At 72.8% G+C, this 18,583-nt stretch carries 9 protein-coding genes; all 9 read right to left on the bottom strand.

Going from position 1 to position 18,583, the window contains the following annotated elements; translation table 11 throughout:
- Positions 1–201: 201 nt before the first annotated feature.
- Entirely contained in the window at positions 202–519 is a 318-nt protein-coding gene (locus tag ACFWNN_RS04010; protein WP_382438334.1) for a hypothetical protein, read from the bottom strand.
- Between the two features lie 96 nt (positions 520–615).
- Positions 616–2,112 carry a carboxymuconolactone decarboxylase family protein gene (locus ACFWNN_RS04005; protein WP_382438333.1) on the bottom strand — a complete coding sequence of 499 codons (1,497 nt, stop codon included), beginning with the start codon at positions 2,110–2,112 and terminating at the stop codon, positions 616–618.
- The gene (locus tag ACFWNN_RS04000) at positions 2,109–13,844 is read right to left on the bottom strand and encodes a beta-ketoacyl synthase N-terminal-like domain-containing protein (protein ID WP_382438332.1); all 11,736 of its coding nucleotides are present in this window, start codon (positions 13,842–13,844) and stop codon (positions 2,109–2,111) included. Before ACFWNN_RS04000 ends, ACFWNN_RS04005 begins: the two co-directional genes overlap by 4 nt.
- A 97-nt stretch (positions 13,845–13,941) precedes the next feature.
- A complete protein-coding gene (locus ACFWNN_RS03995) occupies positions 13,942–15,021 on the bottom strand; it encodes an HAD-IIIC family phosphatase (RefSeq protein ID WP_382438331.1) in 1,080 nt (359 codons plus the stop codon).
- A complete protein-coding gene (locus ACFWNN_RS03990) occupies positions 15,014–16,135 on the bottom strand; it encodes an acyl-CoA dehydrogenase family protein (RefSeq protein WP_382438330.1) in 1,122 nt (373 codons plus the stop codon). Before ACFWNN_RS03990 ends, ACFWNN_RS03995 begins: the two co-directional genes overlap by 8 nt.
- Positions 16,128–16,400 carry an acyl carrier protein gene (locus tag ACFWNN_RS03985; protein ID WP_382438329.1) on the bottom strand — a complete coding sequence of 91 codons (273 nt, stop codon included), beginning with the start codon at positions 16,398–16,400 and terminating at the stop codon, positions 16,128–16,130. Before ACFWNN_RS03985 ends, ACFWNN_RS03990 begins: the two co-directional genes overlap by 8 nt.
- Positions 16,397–17,260 (bottom strand): 3-hydroxyacyl-CoA dehydrogenase family protein, encoded by an 864-nt coding sequence (locus tag ACFWNN_RS03980; RefSeq protein ID WP_382438328.1) that lies wholly within the window; start codon positions 17,258–17,260, stop codon positions 16,397–16,399. The genes ACFWNN_RS03985 and ACFWNN_RS03980 overlap by 4 nt, the downstream gene beginning before the upstream one ends.
- A gap of 184 nt (positions 17,261–17,444) precedes the next feature.
- Complete coding sequence (locus tag ACFWNN_RS03975; RefSeq protein WP_382438327.1) at positions 17,445–18,107, bottom strand: O-methyltransferase; 663 nt, start codon at positions 18,105–18,107, stop codon at positions 17,445–17,447.
- 122 nt (positions 18,108–18,229) lie between these two features.
- A complete protein-coding gene (locus tag ACFWNN_RS03970) occupies positions 18,230–18,574 on the bottom strand; it encodes a hypothetical protein (RefSeq protein WP_382438326.1) in 345 nt (114 codons plus the stop codon).
- Positions 18,575–18,583 lie beyond the last annotated feature (9 nt).

Here is an 18,583-nt window from a genome sequence, read left to right as displayed (position 1 = left end):
ATCAACCGGTGACAGGCACGACGGTGCGCGTCAGATCCGGGCGGTCTGACCTTCGCGATGCCGGGTTCCGGGGTTAGCCGCGCGCACGGAGATCACCCGATGTGCTCAACCGACATCCGTTTTGCTTATGGCGCTTGGGTTTCGGCGAGCGGCGGTGATTCCACGCGAGACGTGTGCCGGTAACCCTGTCGCCGCCGGAGGTCAGCAGGCCTTGACGATCCAGGTGTGCGCCTTGGGGCTGACGTCGAGGATCTTGACCGTCTTGGCGCCGGCGGGCACGCGCACCACGTAGGTGCCGGGGTAGACCGGGTAGCCGAAGCTGCTGCCCGCGGGGGCGGCCGCGGTGCCCGCGATCATGTCGCCGTTGGTGCGGTGGATCGTGGTGGAGACCGCCTTGCCGCAGTTGTTGTTGATGACGATCCTGCCCTTGGCGGCGGCGGTGGCGGTGCCCGCGCCGAGGGCCGACATGACCAGGGCCGTGGCGGCCAGGCCGGTGATGAGGCGCCGGGTGGTGGTCATGGTGCTCCTTGATGCTTCCGAGGTGGTCGAAAGATCAAGATATCCAGGCACGCGGCCGGGCACAGTGGGTCGAACGACCGACACCGCGCCGGGACGTCAGCGGGGCTGGTCGGGCCACCCGCTGGGCAGCCGGAACGGGCCTGCCCACGGTTCCAGCGGCACGCCCCACGCGTTCACCTGGAACGAGATCTTGCGGTACTCGCCGCACAGGGTGACCAGCTCGATCAGTTCCACCTGCGCGTAGTGCCCGGCCAGGCCGCGCCAGGTGTGGTCGGTGATGGTGCAGCGGTCGTGCAGCTCGTCCAGCGCGGTGATCAGCACCTGCTCGCGCGGTGACCACGGGTGTGCGTCGACCGGGTGCGACAGCGCGTCGATCTCGGTGGCGGACAGGCCTGCGGCGGCGGCGATGGGCAGGTGGTGGTTCCACTGGTAGAGCGCGGTGCAGTTCCACGCGCCGCGCAGGATGACGATCTCCCGGTCGCGCGCGGGCAGCACGCCGGTCACCACGCCGCGGGCGATGGGCACGGTCTGCTCGTAGAGGTACGGGTGGCGCACCAGGGTCAGCAGGATGTTCGGGCTCTGCGCCCGGTGCTCGTCCCAGATGGCGCTCGCTCCCTCGGTGAGCGCCAGGCGTTCGTCGGTGACGGGGTCGCGGTCGGCGGGGGCGATCGGGCGCAGGCGCGGGGTGCGGCGCAGGCCCTCGGCGATCTCGGCGGCCAGGGTGAGCGCCGCCTTGCGCGGGGTCGGGGTGCCGCCGAACTCGTGGTAGAGGTGGGCGACCGTGATGGCCAGGTTCTCCCGGCACGACCAGTCCGCCCAGTGCCGCAGCGGCAGGTCCACCGCGGTCTCCTCGACCGGCATGCCCCGGTCGTAGCGGCGGCGGGTCTCGACCATCAGGTGTTCGAGGTAGTTGCGGAAGTCGATGATGCCGACGGCCGTGGTCATCGGGCCCCGGCCGGGCACCACGACGGCGGGCCGCATCGCCGCGAGCTCCGCGCACACCGCGTGCCAGCGGGCTGCCGAGCCCGACCACTGCGCGGGGTGGGTGCCGGGGCAGAGCAGGTCGCCGGTGATCAGGGTCTCGTCGTCGGGCAGCCACACCGCGGTGTCGCCCTCGCTGTGCGCGGGGCCCAGGTCGATCAGCTCGACCGGCACGGTGCCCAGCTTGACCGTCGCGCCGCCCTCGAAGGTCGTGCCGGGCGCGAAACCCGGTTCCGGCAGGTCGAAACCGGCGAGCGCGCGCCGCAGGTGGTGGTCCAGCGGTGTGTTCGGCTCGGCGGTGACCTCGCCGGGGTCCGCGGCGATCTCGGCGGCGGTGCGGGCGCTGACGTGCACCTCGGCGCCGGTCAGCGCGGCGTGGCCGCCGTGCCGGTGCGTGTCGGCGTCGGTCACCACCAGGTGTCCGATGTGGACGTCCGGGAGGACGGCGCGGGTGGCGTCGAGCAGGTGCCGGGTGTGCGCGCGGTCGCGCCGGGCGTTGACTAGCAGGCCCTCGTCGCCGTTGTGCACGACGGTGCTGGTGCCGCGCGCCCAGCGCCCGTCGCCGTCCAGCCACACCAGGACGTGCTTGCCAATGCGGTGCGGTGTGGTCATCGTGGGGTCCTCGTGTCGTCGGTCAGCGCGGCGAGCCGGTCCCGGATGACGCCGGCGGTGGCGTCCAGGTGGTGCTCGACCATGGTGAAGTGGTCGCCGTCGACGTCCGCGACGGCGGTGATGCCGGGCAGGTCGGTGCGCCAGTCGCCGGCGAGGCCGCCGAGCGGCTCGCCCGCGCGGACCAGCACGGTGGGCAGGCCCGGAGCGGGCCGCCAGTCCAGCAGCAGCCGCTCGGTCCAGGCGAACGCCGAGAGCCGGGTGCCGTCGAACCCGTCGACGACGTGCTCGCGCTCGAAGAGCCCCTGCCACAGGGCCGGGTGGAGCGCCTGCTTGGCGGGACTGTCGAGCAGGTAGGTGTCGACCAGCACGACCGCCCGCACGTCCCGGCCGACCGCGGCGAGGCGGTGCGCGACCTCGTGGGCGAGGACACCGCCGGAGGAGATCCCCAGCAGCACCACCGGTTCTGCTCCCACCACCGCGTCGGCGAGGGAGGTGATCAGGGCGTCGCGGTCGGCGGGCAGCGGCTCGCCCTCGGCGAACCCGGGCGGGGTGAGCGAGTCGACCGCCCAGTCGTCGGGGAACGCTTCGGCCAGGCCGTAATGGGCGTGCGGGCCCGTGATCGGCACGATCGGCGCGACGCACACCAGCCGGGGACCGCCGGAACCCGCGCGCAGCCGGTCGGCCGTCACGGTCCGCTCGCCGCGGGCGAACGCGGGCCGCAAGGCCGCCACGGACAGCAGAAGTGCTTGTGCGCCATCGTGGTTGCCGGCATCGACGGCCTGCCGGTGCAGGGTCGCGACCAGGTCGGCGCGCGGCTCGGCGGTGGGCGTGCCGACCAGGGTGAGCAGGTGCTCGGCCAGGGCCAGCGGCGTCGGATGCGCGAGCACCGCGGCCGTGGGCAGCGACACCCCGGTCGCCGCGACCAGCCGGGTGCGCAGGTCGATGGCGATCAACGAGTCGAACCCCAAGGTGCGGAACGGTGTCGCGGCGTCGATCGACTCGGCGGTGGCGTGCCCCAGCGCGGCGGCGGCTTCGGCGCGCACCAGTTCGACGAGGTGCCGCCTCTGCTCCGCCGGGCCGAGGCGCGGCAGCCGCACCTCGGCGACGGGCTCCGCCTCGGCGAGCGGGGAGAGCAACGGGCTGGGCCGGGCGACGGTGAACGCGGGCAGGTAGCGGTCCCACGCCACGTCGGCGATCACCACCGCCGGGTCGCCGTCGGCGATCGCCCCGGCCAGGCAGGCCAGCGCCCGTCCGGTGGGCAGGAACCCGAGCCCGCCCCGGACCAGCCGATCGTCCTCGGCACCCCCGGACCGCTGCACGTCCCACAGTCCCCAGGCCACCGCGGTCGCGGGTGCGCCCCGGCCCCGGCGGCTCTCGGCCAGCGCGACCAGTTCCGCGTCGGCCCCGGCGAGCACCGCGTGCCCACCCGCGCCCCACACGCCGGTCGTGGACGTGAACAGGACGAACGCGTCCACGTCCCCGACGAGCTCGTCGAGTGCGTGAGCCAGGTCGACCCTCGCGGCGATCGCCGGCTCGACCGCGTCGGCGTCGACCTCCGCCACCGGCGCGAGAGCGACCTCTCCGCCGACGTGGAACACCGACCGCACCGGCCGTCCCTCGGCCTCCAGCCGGGCGAGCACGGCCGTGAGGTCGCTGTGGTCGGTGACGACCTCGACGTGGTCCGCGCCGCCGTCGGCCAGCCAGCGGGTGAGCTCCCAGCCGAGCGGGCCGTCGCCGGCCACCAGGGCCGTGCCACGCGGCGACCAGCGCCGGGCAGGGGTGGGGACGCGGTGGAGCCGGCGGGCCAGGACGCCGTGCGGTCGCACCGCGGTCTGGTCCTCGCCCGTGACACCGGACAGGACGGCGGCGAGCAGGCCGCCGGCCTGTGCGTCCACGACCGGGGGCAGGTCGACGGTGCCGCCCCACAACGCGGGGTGCTCCAGCGCCGCGGTCCAGCCGATGCCCAGCACGGGGGCCTGGCGCGGGTCGCGCACCGGGTCGTCGGGGGCGGTGCCGACCGCTCCTCGCGTCAACGCCCAGACCGGAACGCCCGCGTCGAGGCGCACGAGTTCCTGGATCAGGGCGATCGTGCCGTCGGCGCCGAGGGTCGAGGCGACGCCGGTGAGGTCGTCCGGGAGGTCCAGCGCCTCGCCGGGCTCCAGCGTCGTGTGGTGCACCTTCGCGCCGTGGGCGAGCAGGCTGACCCGCACGTCGTCGTCCGGAGGGCCGACCAGCAGCCAGGTCCCGCTCAGTTCCGCGTCGCCGGGTGTGGGCACGGAAGTCCAGCGGGTGCGGTAGAACCAGTCGTCCACATCGGACGGACGGGGGGCCTGCACGGCCCAGAACCGCTCGTGCTGGAACGAGTACGTCGGCAGGTCGACCTTGCGCGCGCCCGGGAACACCGACGCCCAGTCGACGTCGACGCCGTGCGCGTGGGCCTCGCCCAGGGACCGCAGGAACCGGTCCGGACCGGCGTCGTCGCGGCGCACCGAGCCGATCGCGGTGACCTCGATCCCGGCGGCCTCGGCGATGTCGTGGATGCCCGCCGCCAGCACCGGGTGCGCGCTCGACTCCACGAACGTCGTGTACCCGTCGGCCAGCAGCGCGGACACCGCGTCGGCGAACGAGACCGGACTGCGCAGGTTGAGGTACCAGTAGCCGGAGTCCAGCTCGGCCGTGTCGACCAGACCGCCGCGCACCGTGGAGTAGAACGGCACCGACGACGCGCGCGGACGCACGACGGCGAGCAGGTCCAGCAGTTCTTCCTCCAGTTCCGTGACGTGCGCGGAGTGAGCCGGGAAGTCGACCCCGGCCAGTCGCCAGCGCGGCACCCCGGCCTTCGACAGCCGTCGCTCCAGCGCGTCCAGGTCGTCGGCGGACCCGGACACGGTGAGCGTGCGCGGCCCGTTGACCGCCGCGATGTCCACCGGCCCCAGCAGCGGACGCACCACGTCCACCGACTCCATCACCGACATCATGCCGCCGGTCCCCGACATCCGGCGCAGGATCAGCTTGCTGCGCAACGCCGAGATCCGCGCACCGTCCTCAAGGGACAGAGCGCCCGCCACGCAGGCCGCCGCGATCTCGCCCTGCGAATGGCCCACCACGGCGGCGGGTTCCACACCGTGTGCACGCCACAGCTCCGCCAACGACACCATGACCGCCCACAGGAACGGCTGGAGCACGTCGACCCGCCGGGGATCCGGCGCGCCCTCGTCACCCCGCGCCACCGCCAGGAGCGACCAGTCCACGAACGGTTCCAGCGCGGCGGCGCACTCGCTCAGCCTCGCCGCGAACACCGGCGACGACGCCAGCAACTCGCCGGCCATGCCCGCCCAGAACGCGTCCTGTCCGGCGAAGACGAACACCGGCCCGCCGCGTTCGCGGGCCACCGCCCGCGACACCGCGGGATCGGGCTTGCCCTCGGCCAGCGCCGTCAATCCCCGGCACAACTCGGCCCGGTCGGCCCCGACGACGACCGCGCGGTGCTCGAACGCGGTCCGCGCCGCCGTCAGCGACCACCCCAGGTCGGCCTCGTGCAACTCGGGCCGGGCGTCGACGTGGGCGAGCAACGCCCCGGCCTGCGCCCGCAACGCCTCTGCCGTCTTCCCGGACACCGTCCACGCCACGGGTTTCGGTGCCCTCTCCCCGGTGGTCTCCGGGAGTGCGGGTGCCTGTTCGAGAACGGCGTGGGCGTTCGTACCGCTGATGCCGAACGACGACACCGCGGATCGGCGCGGTGCTCCGGTCGCGGGCCACGAGCGCTCCTCGGTGAGCAGCTCCACCGTTCCCGCCGACCAGTCCACTTTGGACGTGGGTTCGGTGACGTGCAGCGTCCGGGGCAGGGTTCCGTGCCGCATGGCCAGGACCATCTTGATGACCCCCGCGACGCCCGCCGCGGATTGGGTGTGCCCGATGTTCGACTTCACCGAACCCAGCAGCAGCGGCCGTTCCCGCTCCCGCCCGTAGGTCGCGATCAGCGCGCCCGCCTCGATCGGGTCGCCCAGCACCGTCCCGGTGCCGTGCGCCTCCACCACGTCGACCTGCCCGGCCGCCAGGCCCGCGTCGGCCAGCGCCGCGCGGATCACCCGCTGCTGCGCCGGGCCGCTGGGCGCGGTGAGCCCGTTGGACGCGCCGTCGGAGTTCACCGCCGTGCCGCGGACCACCGCCAGCACCGGGTGCCCGTCGCGCAGCGCGTCGGACAGGCGGGCCAGCAGGAGCACCCCGACGCCCTCGGCGAACGTCATGCCGTCGGCTTCGGCGGAGAACGCCTTGCAGCGCCCGTCCGGGGCCAGCACGCGCTGCCGCCCGAAGGACACGAACACGTCCGGGTCGGCCAGCACGGTCGCGCCGCCGGCCAGCGCCAGGGAACTCTCCCCGGAGCGCAGCGAGCGGCACGCCAGGTGCAGCGCCACCAGTGAGGACGAGCACGCCGTGTCCACGGTGAGCGCGGGCCCGGTCAGGCCGAGCGCGTAGGCGATGCGCCCGGACAGCAGGCTCGGGTGGGTGCCGATGGTCCGGTAGCCCTCCGCGCCGTCCTCACCCGCGGCGTACGCCTGGTGGCTGGAGCCGATGAACGTCCCCGCACTGGCGCCGCGCACGGTCGCCGGGTCGATGCCCGCCCGTTCGAACGCCTCCCACGACGTCTCCAGCAGCAACCGCTGCTGCGGGTCCATCGACAGCGCCTCCTTGGGGGAGATGCCGAAGAACGCCGCGTCGAAGCCGGCGGCGTCGTCGAGGAAGCCGCCGCCGGTGGTGTAGGTGGTGCCCGGCCGGTCGGGGTCGGGGTGGTGCAGCGCGGGGTTCCAGCCGCGGTCAGTGGGGAACGGGCCGATCGCGTCGCCGCCCGCGGTGACCAGGTCCCACAGCTGCTCGGGGCTGCCGACTCCGCCGGGGAAGCGGCAGCTCATGCCGATGATCGCGATCGGCTCGTCGGTGGTCGTGCGGCTGTCGGCGACGACCTCCGCGTCGTCGTCGCCCGCGAGCAGGGCGGACAGGTGCCCGGCCAGGTCGCGCGGGCTCGGGTGGTCGTAGACGACCGAACTGGGCAACGTCAGCCCGGTGGCCGCGGCCAGCCGGTTGCGCAGCTCCAGCGCGGTGACGGACTGGAAACCCAGGTCGTGGAAGGACTTCCCGGCGGCGATCCCGTCGGATGACGCGTGTCCGAGCACCGCGGCGGCCTCTCGGCGCACCAGGTCGAGCAGCGCGGTGCGGTCGGTCACCCGCGCGGAGGCGGGTTCGACTCCGCGCGGCGCAGCGGTGCTCGCGGCCAGCGCCGCGGTGTCGACGCGCGCCGGGTAGGCGACGGCCGCGCCGGTGCCCAGGGCGGTGTCGAACAGGCGGAGGCCTAGGTCGGGGGACATCGGCAGCAGTCCGACGCGAGCCAGCCTGCCGACGTCGGCCGAGGCCACCATCCCGGCGTCCCACAGACCCCAGGCCAGCGACACGGCGGGCAGGCCGAGGCCGCGGCGGTGCTGCGCGAGTGCGTCGAGGAAGGCGTTCGCGGCGGCGTAGTTGCCCTCGCCCGCCCCGCCGGTCGTGCCGAGGAACGACGAGTAGAGGACGAACGCGGACAGCTCCCGGTCCTTGGTCAGGTCGTGCAGGTGCCAGGCGGCGTCGGCCTTGGGGCGCAGCACGCCGTCGAGCTTGGCCGGGGTCATCGACGAGATCACGCCGGCGTCGAGGGTCCCGGCGGTGTGCACGACGGCGGCCAGGTCGGGGAGTTCCCGGAGCAGTCGTTCGGCGGCGGCGCGGTCGGCGACGTCGCAGGCCACGACCCGCACGCGGGCTCCGAGGGCGGTCAGTTCGGCGGCGAGCGGGCCCGCCGACGGGGCGTCCGGGCCCCGCCTGCTGACCAGCACCAGATCGCGGATGCCGTGCCGGGTGACGAGGTGGCGGGACAGCAGGGCGCCGAGCGCGCCAGTTCCGCCGGTGATCAGCGTGGTGCCCGACCACCCCGCGGTACCCCTGGCGCGCGCCTCGACCAGGCGCGGCGCGTGCGGTGCACCGTCTCGCACGACGATCTCGGGTTCGCCGGTCAACGGCGCGGGGCCGTCGGTGTCGATCAGCGCGAACCGGTTCGGGTGCTCGTCCTGCGCGGCCCGCACCAGGCCTCGCGCCGCCGCGGCGGCGAGGTCCGCGAACTGCGTGCGGAACACCAGCTTCGAGCGCGCGGTCCTGGGGTCGTCGAGCCAGGCCTGGACCTGCCCGAGCACGCGAGTGGTGACCGCCCGGACGGCCTCCGGCATCGGCAGATCGGGCGAGTCGACCGGAACCAGCACGGCGTCCGGGAGCGGACCGTCCTGCGCCAGCACGGCGTCGAAGTCGCTGACCGCGAGCTCCGGCCCGGACGGCACCGGCCGCCACTCCTGGCGCAGCACCTTTCCGTCCACATCGGACGAGTCGAACCAGTACCGGTCGCGCTGGAACGGATACGTGGGCAGGTTGATCCGCCTACCGTCGGGCACCACCGCGTCCCAGCGCACGTCGACGCCGTCGGTGTGCAGGCGCGCGACTGCCGTCAGCAGTGCCTCTTCCTCGCCGCGGTCCTTGCGCAGCGCGGGAACCACCAGCGCCGCCGGTGCGCTGTCCTGGGTGTGCGCGGCCAGGCTTCCGTCGGGACCGAGTTCGAGGAACCGGGTCACCCCGGCGTCCTTCATCGCCGTCACCGCGTCGGCGAACCGCACCGCCTCGCGCACCTGCCGCACCCAGTAGTCCGGTGTGGACAGATCGCCGGTGATGGTGGAGACGACCGGGATGGCCGGCGGGTGGAACGTGCAGCGGCCCGCGACCTCAGCGAAGGCGTCGAGCATCGCGTCCACGGCGGGGGAGTGGAACGCGTGGCTGACCCGCAGCCGTCGCGTGCGTCCGGCGAAGTGCTCGCCGAGCGCCACCACCTCGGCCTCGGCCCCGGACACCACCACCGCGCCAGGCCCGTTGACCGCCGCGATGGCCACCCCGGGGGTCAGCAGCGGGCGCACGTCGTCCTCGCTCGCCCGGATCGCCAGCATCGCGCCGCCTTCGGGCAGTGCCTGCATCAACCGGCCGCGCGCGGTGACCAGCGCGCCCGCGTCCTCCAGGGACAGCACACCGGCCACGTGGGCCGCCGCGATCTCGCCGACCGAATGCCCCACCAGGAAGTCGGCGCGCACACCCCACGACTCGATCAGCCGGTACAGCGCCACCTCCACGGCGAACAGCGCGGGCTGGGCGAACTCCGTGCGGTCCAGCCCGTCCCCGCTGACCACGGCGTCCCACACGGGCCTGCCCACGACGTCCAGCACCTGGTCGAGCGCTTCGGCGAACACCGGGAAGCGGCCGTACAGTTCGACGCCCATCCCGACGCGCTGGGCTCCCTGCCCGGCGAACACCACGCCGAGCCTTCCGTCCCGCTGTGCCACGCCCTCGATGACGCCCGGCGCGCCGTCGGCCACCGCCGCGAGCCCCGTCCGTGCGTCGCCCACGACGACCGCGCGGTGCTCGAACCGGTGCCGCGCCGCCAACGACCACGCGAGATCCGCGGGCTCGACGGTCCCGATGAGCGGCAGCAGATCCCGCGCCAGGTCCCGCACGGCCGCCGCGTCCTTGCCGGACAGCACCAGTGGAACGTCCACCGGGCCCTGCACCGCGTCCTGCACCTCTGCCGGCGGGGCCTGTTCGATGATCGCGTGGGCGTTCGTGCCGCTGATGCCGAACGACGACACGCCCGCCCGGCGCGTGCGCCCGGTCTCCGGCCACGCCACCGACTCGGTCAGCAGCTCCACGCCACCGGCCGCCCAGTCCACCTTCGGAGTCGGCTCGCTGACGTGCAAGGTCTTCGGCAGCAGCCCGTGCCGCAGCGCGAGCACCGTCTTGATCACGCCCACCACGCCCGCCGCGGCCTGCGCGTGCCCCAGGTTCGACTTCACCGAACCCAGCAGCAGCGGCCGGCCCTCCCGGTCACGGCCGTAGGTCGCCAACAGCGCGTGCGCCTCGATCGGGTCGCCCAGCACCGTTCCGGTGCCGTGCGCCTCCACCGCGTCCACGTCGGCCGGGGACAGGCCTCCCGCCGCCAGCGCGCGCCGGATCACCGCCTCCTGGGCGAGCCCGTTCGGTGCGGTCAGGCCGTTCGACGCGCCGTCGGAGTTCACCGCGCTCGACCGCACGACCGCCAGCACGTCCGACCCGAGTCGTCGCGCCTCGGAGAGCCGCCGCAGCACCAGCACGCCGACGCCCTCCGACCACGCCGTGCCGTCCGCGTCGGCCGAGAACGAGCCGCACCGTCCCGTCGGCGACAGGCCGCCCTGGCGGGCGAACTCGGCGAACAGGCCCGGTTCGGACATCACCGTCACGCCGCCGACCAGTGCCGTGGCGCACTCGCCCGCACGCAGCGCCAGCGCCGCCTGGTGCAGTGCCACCAGCGACGACGAGCACGCGGTGTCGACCGTCATCGTCGGTCCGCGGAACCCGAACTGGTAGGCCAGCCGTCCGGAGAGGACACTCGCCGACGTTCCGGTCAACGCGAACCCGCCGTCGTCCGCGCGCAGGCCAGGCCCGTAGTCCTGGTGCATCGCGCCGACGAACACGCCCACCTCGTCGCCGTCGAGGACCGCCGGGTCGAGCCCGGCGCGTTCCATCGCCTCCCACGAGGTCTCCAGCAGCAGCCGCTGCTGCGGGTCCATCGACCGCGCCTCCCGCGGGCTGATCCCGAAGAACCCGGCGTCGAAGTCAGCGGCGTCGTAGAGGAAACCACCCCTGCCCGGCAGATCGAGGTTCCAGCCGCGGTCGGCAGGGAACCCGGACAGCGCGTCGCCGCCGTCGAGGAGCAGCCGCCACAGGTCGTCGGGGGAGCGGACGTCACCGGGCAGCCGGCACGCCATGCCGACGATGACCACCGGGTCGTCGGCCGGCGGCACGCTCGGCCGGGCGGTCACCTCGGGCCGGACGCCGCGCAGTTCCGCGTCGAGGTGCGCGGCGAGCCGGTCGGGGGTCGGGTGGTTGAACGTGACCGTGGTGGGCAGCGCGAGGCCGGTGTCGGTGCTGAGCAGGTTGCGCAGCTCCGTCGCGGCCATCGAGTCGAAGCCCTGCTCCTTGAACGTCCGCGCCGGGTCGACGGGCCCGCCGAGCACGGCCGCGGCCTGCGCTCGCACCCAGGCCGCGACGGTGCGCCCGCGGTCGCGGTCGTCCAGGCCGGAGAGCTTGCGGGACAACGGAGCCGCAGTGTCCTGAGTGGACTTCTCGCTGCCGTGGAGCGTGCGCTGGAACGCGTACGTGGGCAGCGCGACGCGGTGCGCGCCGGGGAAGGCCGGTGACCAGTCGACGGCCACGCCGTGCGCGTGCGCGGACGCCACCGACAGCAGCAGCCGTTCCAGGCCACCCTGGTCGCGGCGCAGCGACCCGACCGCCACCCCGCCGGACTCCTCGATCGAGCCCGCCAGCACCGCGTGGGGGCTCATCTCCACGAACACCGCGTGCTCGCCCAGCAGACCCCGCACCACGCGGTGGAAAGCGACCGGTTCGCGGTTGTTGCGGTACCAGTAGTCCGCGTCCAGCTCGGCGGCGTCCAGCAGGCCGCCGGTCACCGTCGAGTAGAACGGCACCGCGGAAGCGATCGGCCGGACCGGCGCGAACGCCTCCAGCAGCGGCTCACGAGCGCGTTCCACCTGTGGCGAGTGCGACGCGTACGCCGCGCTCACCAAGCGCGCCTTGACCCCCGTCGCGGAGACCGCCGCGACCAGGTCCTCGGTCGCGGCCACCTCGCCGGTCGCCACCACCGACGACGGTCCGTTCACGGCGGCGATCGTGACGCGCCCCTCGTAGCCGGTCAGCCACTCGGCGACCTGCTCCTCGCCCAGCGCGAGGTGCGCCATGCGCCCGGAGCCGGCCAGCAGCTCCGCGGCGATCCGGCTGCGCTGCGAGATGAGCCGCGCGCCGTCGTCCAGCGACAGCGCCCCGATCGCGCACGCCGCCGCGATCTCGCCCTGCGAGTGCCCGACCACCGCGGCCGGTCGCACCCCGAACGACGACCACGCCGCCGCCAGCGACACCATCACCGCCCACAGTGCGGGTTGCAGCACCTCCACCTGAGCCAGTGCGTCCGCGTCGCCCAGCACGTCCGTCAGCGACCAGGTCACGTACGGGGCCAGTGCCGCGGCGCACTCGGCCATCCGGTCCCGGAACGCCGGGCACGTGTCCAGCAGTTCCAGCCCCATCCCGACCCACTGCGAACCTTGGCCGGGGAACACGAACACGGGACGCGGCGACCCGGCGTCGGACCCGCGCGCCACTCCGGGCGCGGGGGTGCCGTCGGCGATCGCCCGCAGCCCCGTCCGCAACGTCTCCAGGTCCGCGCCGACCACACCGGCGCGATGCGGGAACGCCGTCCGCGACCCGGCCAGCGAGAACCCGATGTCGGCCGGCGAACCGTCCAGATCCAGCAGTGCCAACGCCTGCGCGCGCACCGCGGCCTCGCTCGCCCCGGACACCGTCCACGGCACCGGCCCGTCCACAGTGGACGAATCCTGCTCGGGTGCGGCCCACGAGGTCAGCACCACGTGGCAGTTCGTGCCACCGACGCCGAACGACGACACGCCGGCCACCGACGGCCCCGCGAGCTCGACGACCTCGCGCACCACCCGCAGGTTCGTCGCGGCGAAGTCGATGTCGGGGGAGGGGCGCTCGAAGTTCAGGCTCGGCGGGACCACCTGGTGCCGCAGGGCCAGGATCGCCTTCAGCAGTCCGGCGACGCCGGCCGCACCCTCCAGGTGCCCGACGTTCGTCTTCACCGACCCGACCAGCAACGGCCTGTCGGCACCGCGCGCCGTTCCGAGCACCGCGCCCAGCGCCGCGGCCTCGACCGGGTCACCCGCCTTCGTGCCGGTGCCGTGCAACTCCACGAAGTCCACCGCGCCCGGCGCGATCCCCGCCCGTGCGTACGCCGCGCGCAGCACCGCCTCCTGCGCCCCGGCGTCCGGGGTGGTCAGCGTGGCGCTCGCGCCGTCGTTGTTGACCGCGCTGCCCCGGATGACGCAGTAGGGCACGTCGCCGTCGGCCAGCGCCCGCTCCAGCGGCTTGAGCACGACGACGCCGCCGCCCTCACCGCGGGCGAACCCGTTGGCGCGCGCGTCGAAGGTGAAGCACCGCCCGTCCGGTGACAGGGCGCCGAACCGGTCGGCGACGGTCGTGCCGTCCCGCCCCAGGTTCAGCTGCACCCCGCCGACCAGTGCCAGTTCGGACTCCCCGCGCAGCAGGGACTCCACCGCCAGGTGCACCGCCACCAGCGACGACGACTGCCCGCTGTCCACCACGAGACTCGGGCCGCGCAGCCCCAGGAAGTGCGACACGTTGTTGGCGATCAGGGCGCGGCTGGTGCCGGTGAGCGTGTGGCCGCCGATCTCGTGGCCGAGCTTCGCGTGGTCGTCGGCGATCGCGCCCACGAACACCCCGACGGCCTTCTCCCGCAACGTTGCCGGGATCGTGCCCGCGTCCTCCAACGCCTCCCACGCCAGTTCCAGCAGGAGGCGCTGCTGCGGGTCCATGGCCTTCGCCCGGCGGGCGGGGACGGCGAAGAAGTCCGCGTCGAAACCCTCGACGTCGGCGAGGTAGCCGCCCCTCCCACCAGGCCTGCCCGGCGGCGGGTCGGTGAGCGCGTCCCGGCCGTCGCGCAGCAGGTCCCACAACGCGCCGGGCCCGTCGGCTCCCGGCAGCCTGCAGGCCAGCCCGACAACGGCGATCCCGATACCGGGCTGGTTCATCGTCCCCTCCAGATGCGCGCGGGGACAGAACAAGAATCACCGCGCGCCGAATAGAGCTTTCGCATGTGATGGACGGCCGACGCGGTCGGCCGGGAATTCACTGGACGCTGTCGGCGAACTCCGCGATGAGCCGCACCGCGTCCGGCAGAGCCCGGGGTTCCGGCAGCAGGTGCAGGTGCTGCACCTGCTCCACCGCGCCGAGGTCCGCTCCCGCCGTGCAGTCGCACGGATCGGTGGTGAACCCGGTGAAGCGGTAGGCGATCTCCATCATCCGGTTGCGCTCGGTCGGCCTGAAGTCCGCGACCAGGTGCACTCCTGCCCTGGCCGCGCGATCGACCAGCCAGTTCAGGATCGCGGCACCCGCGCCGAACTGCACCACGCGGCACGACGTGGCGAGCAGCTTGAGGTGCCAGAAATCGGTGTTCCTGGCCAGCAGCAGCACACCGACGGCACCGTGCGGGCCGAACCGGTCGGACATGCTGATCACCAGGACCTCGTGATCGGGGTCCGAGCACAGCTCCCGCAACGCGGCGTCCGAGTAGTGCACGCCGGTCGCGTTCATCTGGCTGGTGCGCAGGGTGAGCTCCTCGACCCTGGCCAGGTCCCGCGGCTCCGCCCTGGCGATCCGCATCTCCAGGTCCAGCGTGCGCAGGAAGTTCTCGTCAGGACCGCTGAACTCGGTCTGCGCGGCGGCGCGGCGGAAGTTCGCCTGGTACATCTGGCGTCGCCGGCGGGAGTCCTCGGTGATCGTGCCCGGGGTGAACTCCGGCAGGCCCGGCAGGTCCAGCACCTGGGTGTGCGAGTAGGTCCGCACCTCGGGCAGGTGGTACTCGACCTCGGCGCGTTCGGTGGGCCGGTCGTCGACGAACGCGATCGCGGAGTGCGCGAACTTCAACTCCTCGGCGATGGCGCGCACCGAGTCGGACTTGGGGCCCCAGTTGATGGCCGGCAGCACGAAGTACTCGGCGACGCCCAGCTCCTCCAGCCGTGCCCAGGCGTGGTCGTGATCGTTCTTGCTGGCGACCGACTGCAGGATGCCGCGCGAGTCCAGGGTCGTGATCACGTCGAGCACCTCCGGGGACAGACGAACCTCGTCGTCCTCCAGCAAGGTGCCCTGCCACAGCGTGTTGTCCAGGTCCCAGACCAGACACTTGACCTGCGAACGGAGTTCAGACATCCGTGCCACCCCCTGCGGCGATCGCTTGCTCTGCGAGCAGAAGCTGACAGATCTCGCTGGTTCCTTCGATGATCTCCATGAGCTTCGCGTCCCGGTACGCGCGTTCGATCACCGTGCCGCCGTGCGCGGCCCGGGAAGCCAGCACCTGCATCGCGGACGCGGCGGCCTGTGCGGCGTTGGTGGAACTGACGTGCTTGGCGAACACCGCCGCCATCGCCAGCTCGGGATCACCCGAGTCCCAGCTGCGGCTGGCGTGCGCGCAGCTCAGGGTGGACACCTGCTCGCCGACGAAGATCTCGGCCAGCCGCTTGGCCACCAACTGGTGTTCGTGGAGCGGCTTGCCGAACTGGGTCCTGCTCGCCGCGTGTGCGGTGGCTTCGCGCAGACAGGCCCGGAGAATGCCGACACAGCCCCACGCCACGGACATCCGCCCGTACGTCAGCGCGGTGGTGATCACCATCGACAGGTTCTGCCCACCGCCGCCGAGCACCGCGTCGGCCGGCAGGCGCACCGCGTCCAGCCGGACCTCGGAGTGCCCCGCAGCCCGGCACCCGGCCGGATGCGCGACGGGCTCGACCCGCACACCGGGTGCGTCCCGGGGCACGACGACGACCCCGGCACCGTCACCGAACCTGCCGACGACCAGGAGCAGGTCGGCGTAGGCGGCGGCGGTGATCCACGTCTTCCGGCCGGTCACCACGACCTCGTCACCGTCGGGCACGATCACGGTGCCGATGCCCGACAGGTCACTGCCCGCGTCCGGTTCGCTGAAGCAGATCGCGGCGAGGCCTCCCATGGCCAGCGTCGGCAGGTAGGCGCGGCGCTGCGCCTTGTCACCGAGCCGGCCGATGGTCCAGGCGGACATCCCGTGCGAGGTCTGCACGCTGCGCACCGAACTGCACAGGCTGCCCGTGTAGGCGGTGAGCTCACCGTTCTCCAGGCTGCTGAACCCGAGACCGTCGTACTCCACGGGCACCTGCGCGCACAGCAGCCCGCGTGAGCTCAGCTCACGCAGGAGTGGCATCGGCAGCGCGCCGGTCAGGTCCCAGCCGTCGGCCTGGTCGCCGATGAGCTTGCCGACCAGCGCGCGGGCGTCGGAGAGGTGGTCAGCCATCGCTGCCGGCGCCCTGCAGGCGCTCCACCAGCGCGGTCATCGACCGCACGCTCCGGAAGTTGTCGAGCTTGAGGTCCGAGCCGACGACCGCGACGTCGAACGTGCTCTCCAGGAAGACGACCAGCTGCATCGCGAACATGGACGAGACCAGCCCGCTCGCCATCAGGTCCTGGGCCGGATCCACGGTGGTCTTCAGCTTGCTCTCCAGGTACGACCGCACGCTGCTCTCGACGGCGGAGGTCGACATGCTCTGGTCCAACGTCACGACAAAGTCTCCCTGTACTGGTAAAAGCCACTGCCCGACTTGTAACCGAGGTCGCCGTCGCGCACTTTCGCCAACAACTGGTCGCACGGCAGGTATCGCTGCTCACCGGTGCGCTCGTAGAGCGCCACGAGCGAGTCGGCCAGGTTGTCCAGGCCGATCAGGTCGGCGGTGCGCAGCGGCCCGGTCCGGTGGCCCAGACAGCCCACCATCAGCGCGTCCACGTCCTCGGCCGTCGCCACCTGCTCGCCGACCAGCCGCGCGGCGTCGTTGAGCATGGGGTGCAACAGCCTGCTGGTGACGAAGCCCGGTGAGTCCCGCACCACGACGGCACGCCGGTTCAGCCGCCCCAGCAACGTCCGCAGCCCCGCCACGGTCGCGGCGCTCGTGTGGCGGCCCTGCACGACCTCAACCAGGTCGATCAGGTACGCCGGGTTCATGAAGTGCGTGCCCACCAGCTGCCCCGGCTGCGGCAGCAGGTCGGCGAGCTCGTCGACGGGGATGCCGGAGGTGTTCGTGATGAGCGTGGCGTCCTCACCGACGACGTTCGCCACCTCGGTCAGGACCTTCGCCTTCGTGTCCTTGTGCTCGAAGATCGCCTCGACGACGGTGTCCACTCCGGACAGGTCGTCCACCGAGGTGGTGGTGACGACCTCGCCGGGCTCGGTGTCCGCCGGCAGGGCGCCCATCATGCGGGCGTGCCGCAGCTGGAACGCGATGGTGTGCCGGGCCTTGTCGAGGGCGGCCTGGTCGTTGTCCACGAGGACCACCCGCAGGCCGCTGCCCGCGGCGAGCGTGGTGATGCCGGTCCCCATCACACCGGCTCCGACAACAGCGAGTGAGCTCTTTTCGGGATCAGCCACCTGCACACTCCTCCGTTTCAGATCAACCGGCTGCTCGTGAAACTCAACCGAAAAAATAGTGGAGGTCCGGGTGAAGCGGTATTGGGTAGCATGACTCGACTGGCGTCTTAGTAAATGTTTCGACCTGCTGAGACGGATCTGAAAGTTCGGCAGAACACGATGTTCCCGGCGAATGGGCAGGCGATTACTTCTTGCGTGCCAGCGTGATTCCGTCCGCCATGGGCAGCATGGCCAACTCGACCCGGTCGTCGTTGAGCAGGAACTCGTTCAGCTCGCGCACGGCGACCGTGTCCGCGTCGTGCAGGTCCTCGTCGATGACGCGGCCGAAGAACACCGTGTTGTCCAGCACGATCAGGCCGCCCGGCCGCACCAGACGCACCGCGTGCTCGTAGTAGGCCCGGTAGCTCGCCTTGTCGGCGTCCACGAACAGCAGGTCGACCGTGCCGGGCCCGTTCTGCGCGACCAGGTCGGCCAGCAGGTGGTCGGCCATCCCGACGCGCACCTCGATCCGGTCGGACACACCGGCTCGGTCCCAGTACGGCGCGGCGATCATCGGCCACTTCTCCGAGATGTCCAGCGTGATCAGGCGCCCGCCGGGCGGCAGCGCCCTGGCCATGCAGAGCGTGCTGTACCCGGTGAACGTGCCGACCTCGACGACCATCTTCGCCTGGGTCAGCGCGACGAGGAGCGCGAGGAGCTGACCTTCCTCGGCCATGATCTGCATCGCCTGGCCCATCGGCAGGTCCAGGGTCTCCTGCCGCAGCTCCTTGAGGATGTCGTCATCTCTCAGCGACACCGCCCTGACGTAGTCGAGCAATGCGGGTGAGAACTCAGTCTGCTGCGCCATCCTCTTCCAATCTGTCGCAATGCGTCCCACAGGGCCGAACGCGAACTCACGCAGAGTTCGGTAAAGACCCTATAGAGATGCTCACTCGCAATGCGCCAGGAAAAGTGATGGCGGTGGCGGAGCTATTCCAACCCGGGCAGGTGATAGCCGGTGGCGTCGTCCCACTCGATCTCGTAGTCGTCGAGGGTGAAGGTCCAGTCCGCGTCCGGCACCGCGCCGCGCAGCGCGGTGATCGCGGCCAGCCAGTGCACCAGCGACGGGACGGCCCGCTCGTCGGCGGAAGGCAGCTTGGTCGACCCGTCGAGCACCGTTCCCGGCTCCAGCCGGTCGTAGAGGTACAGGCCCTCTTCTTCCGCGGAGAACGGCGCGTTCGCGTTGCTCGTGTCGACGACCTCGCTGACCGCCGCGACCTCGGTGTCGGTCAGCGGAGTCGCGCGGCGAGCCGTGTAGTAGAGGGAGACGCCCACACCGATCAC

Source organism: Lentzea sp. NPDC058450, from assembly GCF_042721395.1.
GTDB lineage: Bacteria > Actinomycetota > Actinomycetes > Mycobacteriales > Pseudonocardiaceae > Lentzea.
Note: the sequence above shows the minus strand (reverse complement) of the source record. Positions and strands in the feature narration are given on the sequence as shown.

Bases quoted from the DNA above. Each gene is read 5' to 3' on its own strand.
- ACFWNN_RS03995 (WP_382438331.1), bottom strand. From the start codon at position 15,021: ATGTCTGAACTCCGTTCGCAGGTCAAGTGTCTGGTCTGGGACCTGGAC.
- ACFWNN_RS03975 (WP_382438327.1), bottom strand. From the start codon at position 18,107: ATGGCGCAGCAGACTGAGTTCTCACCCGCATTGCTCGACTACGTCAGG.
- ACFWNN_RS04000 (WP_382438332.1), bottom strand. From the start codon at position 13,844: ATGAACCAGCCCGGTATCGGGATCGCCGTTGTCGGGCTGGCCTGCAGG.
- ACFWNN_RS03990 (WP_382438330.1), bottom strand. From the start codon at position 16,135: ATGGCTGACCACCTCTCCGACGCCCGCGCGCTGGTCGGCAAGCTCATC.
- ACFWNN_RS04005 (WP_382438333.1), bottom strand. From the start codon at position 2,112: ATGACCACACCGCACCGCATTGGCAAGCACGTCCTGGTGTGGCTGGAC.
- ACFWNN_RS04010 (WP_382438334.1), bottom strand. From the start codon at position 519: ATGACCACCACCCGGCGCCTCATCACCGGCCTGGCCGCCACGGCCCTG.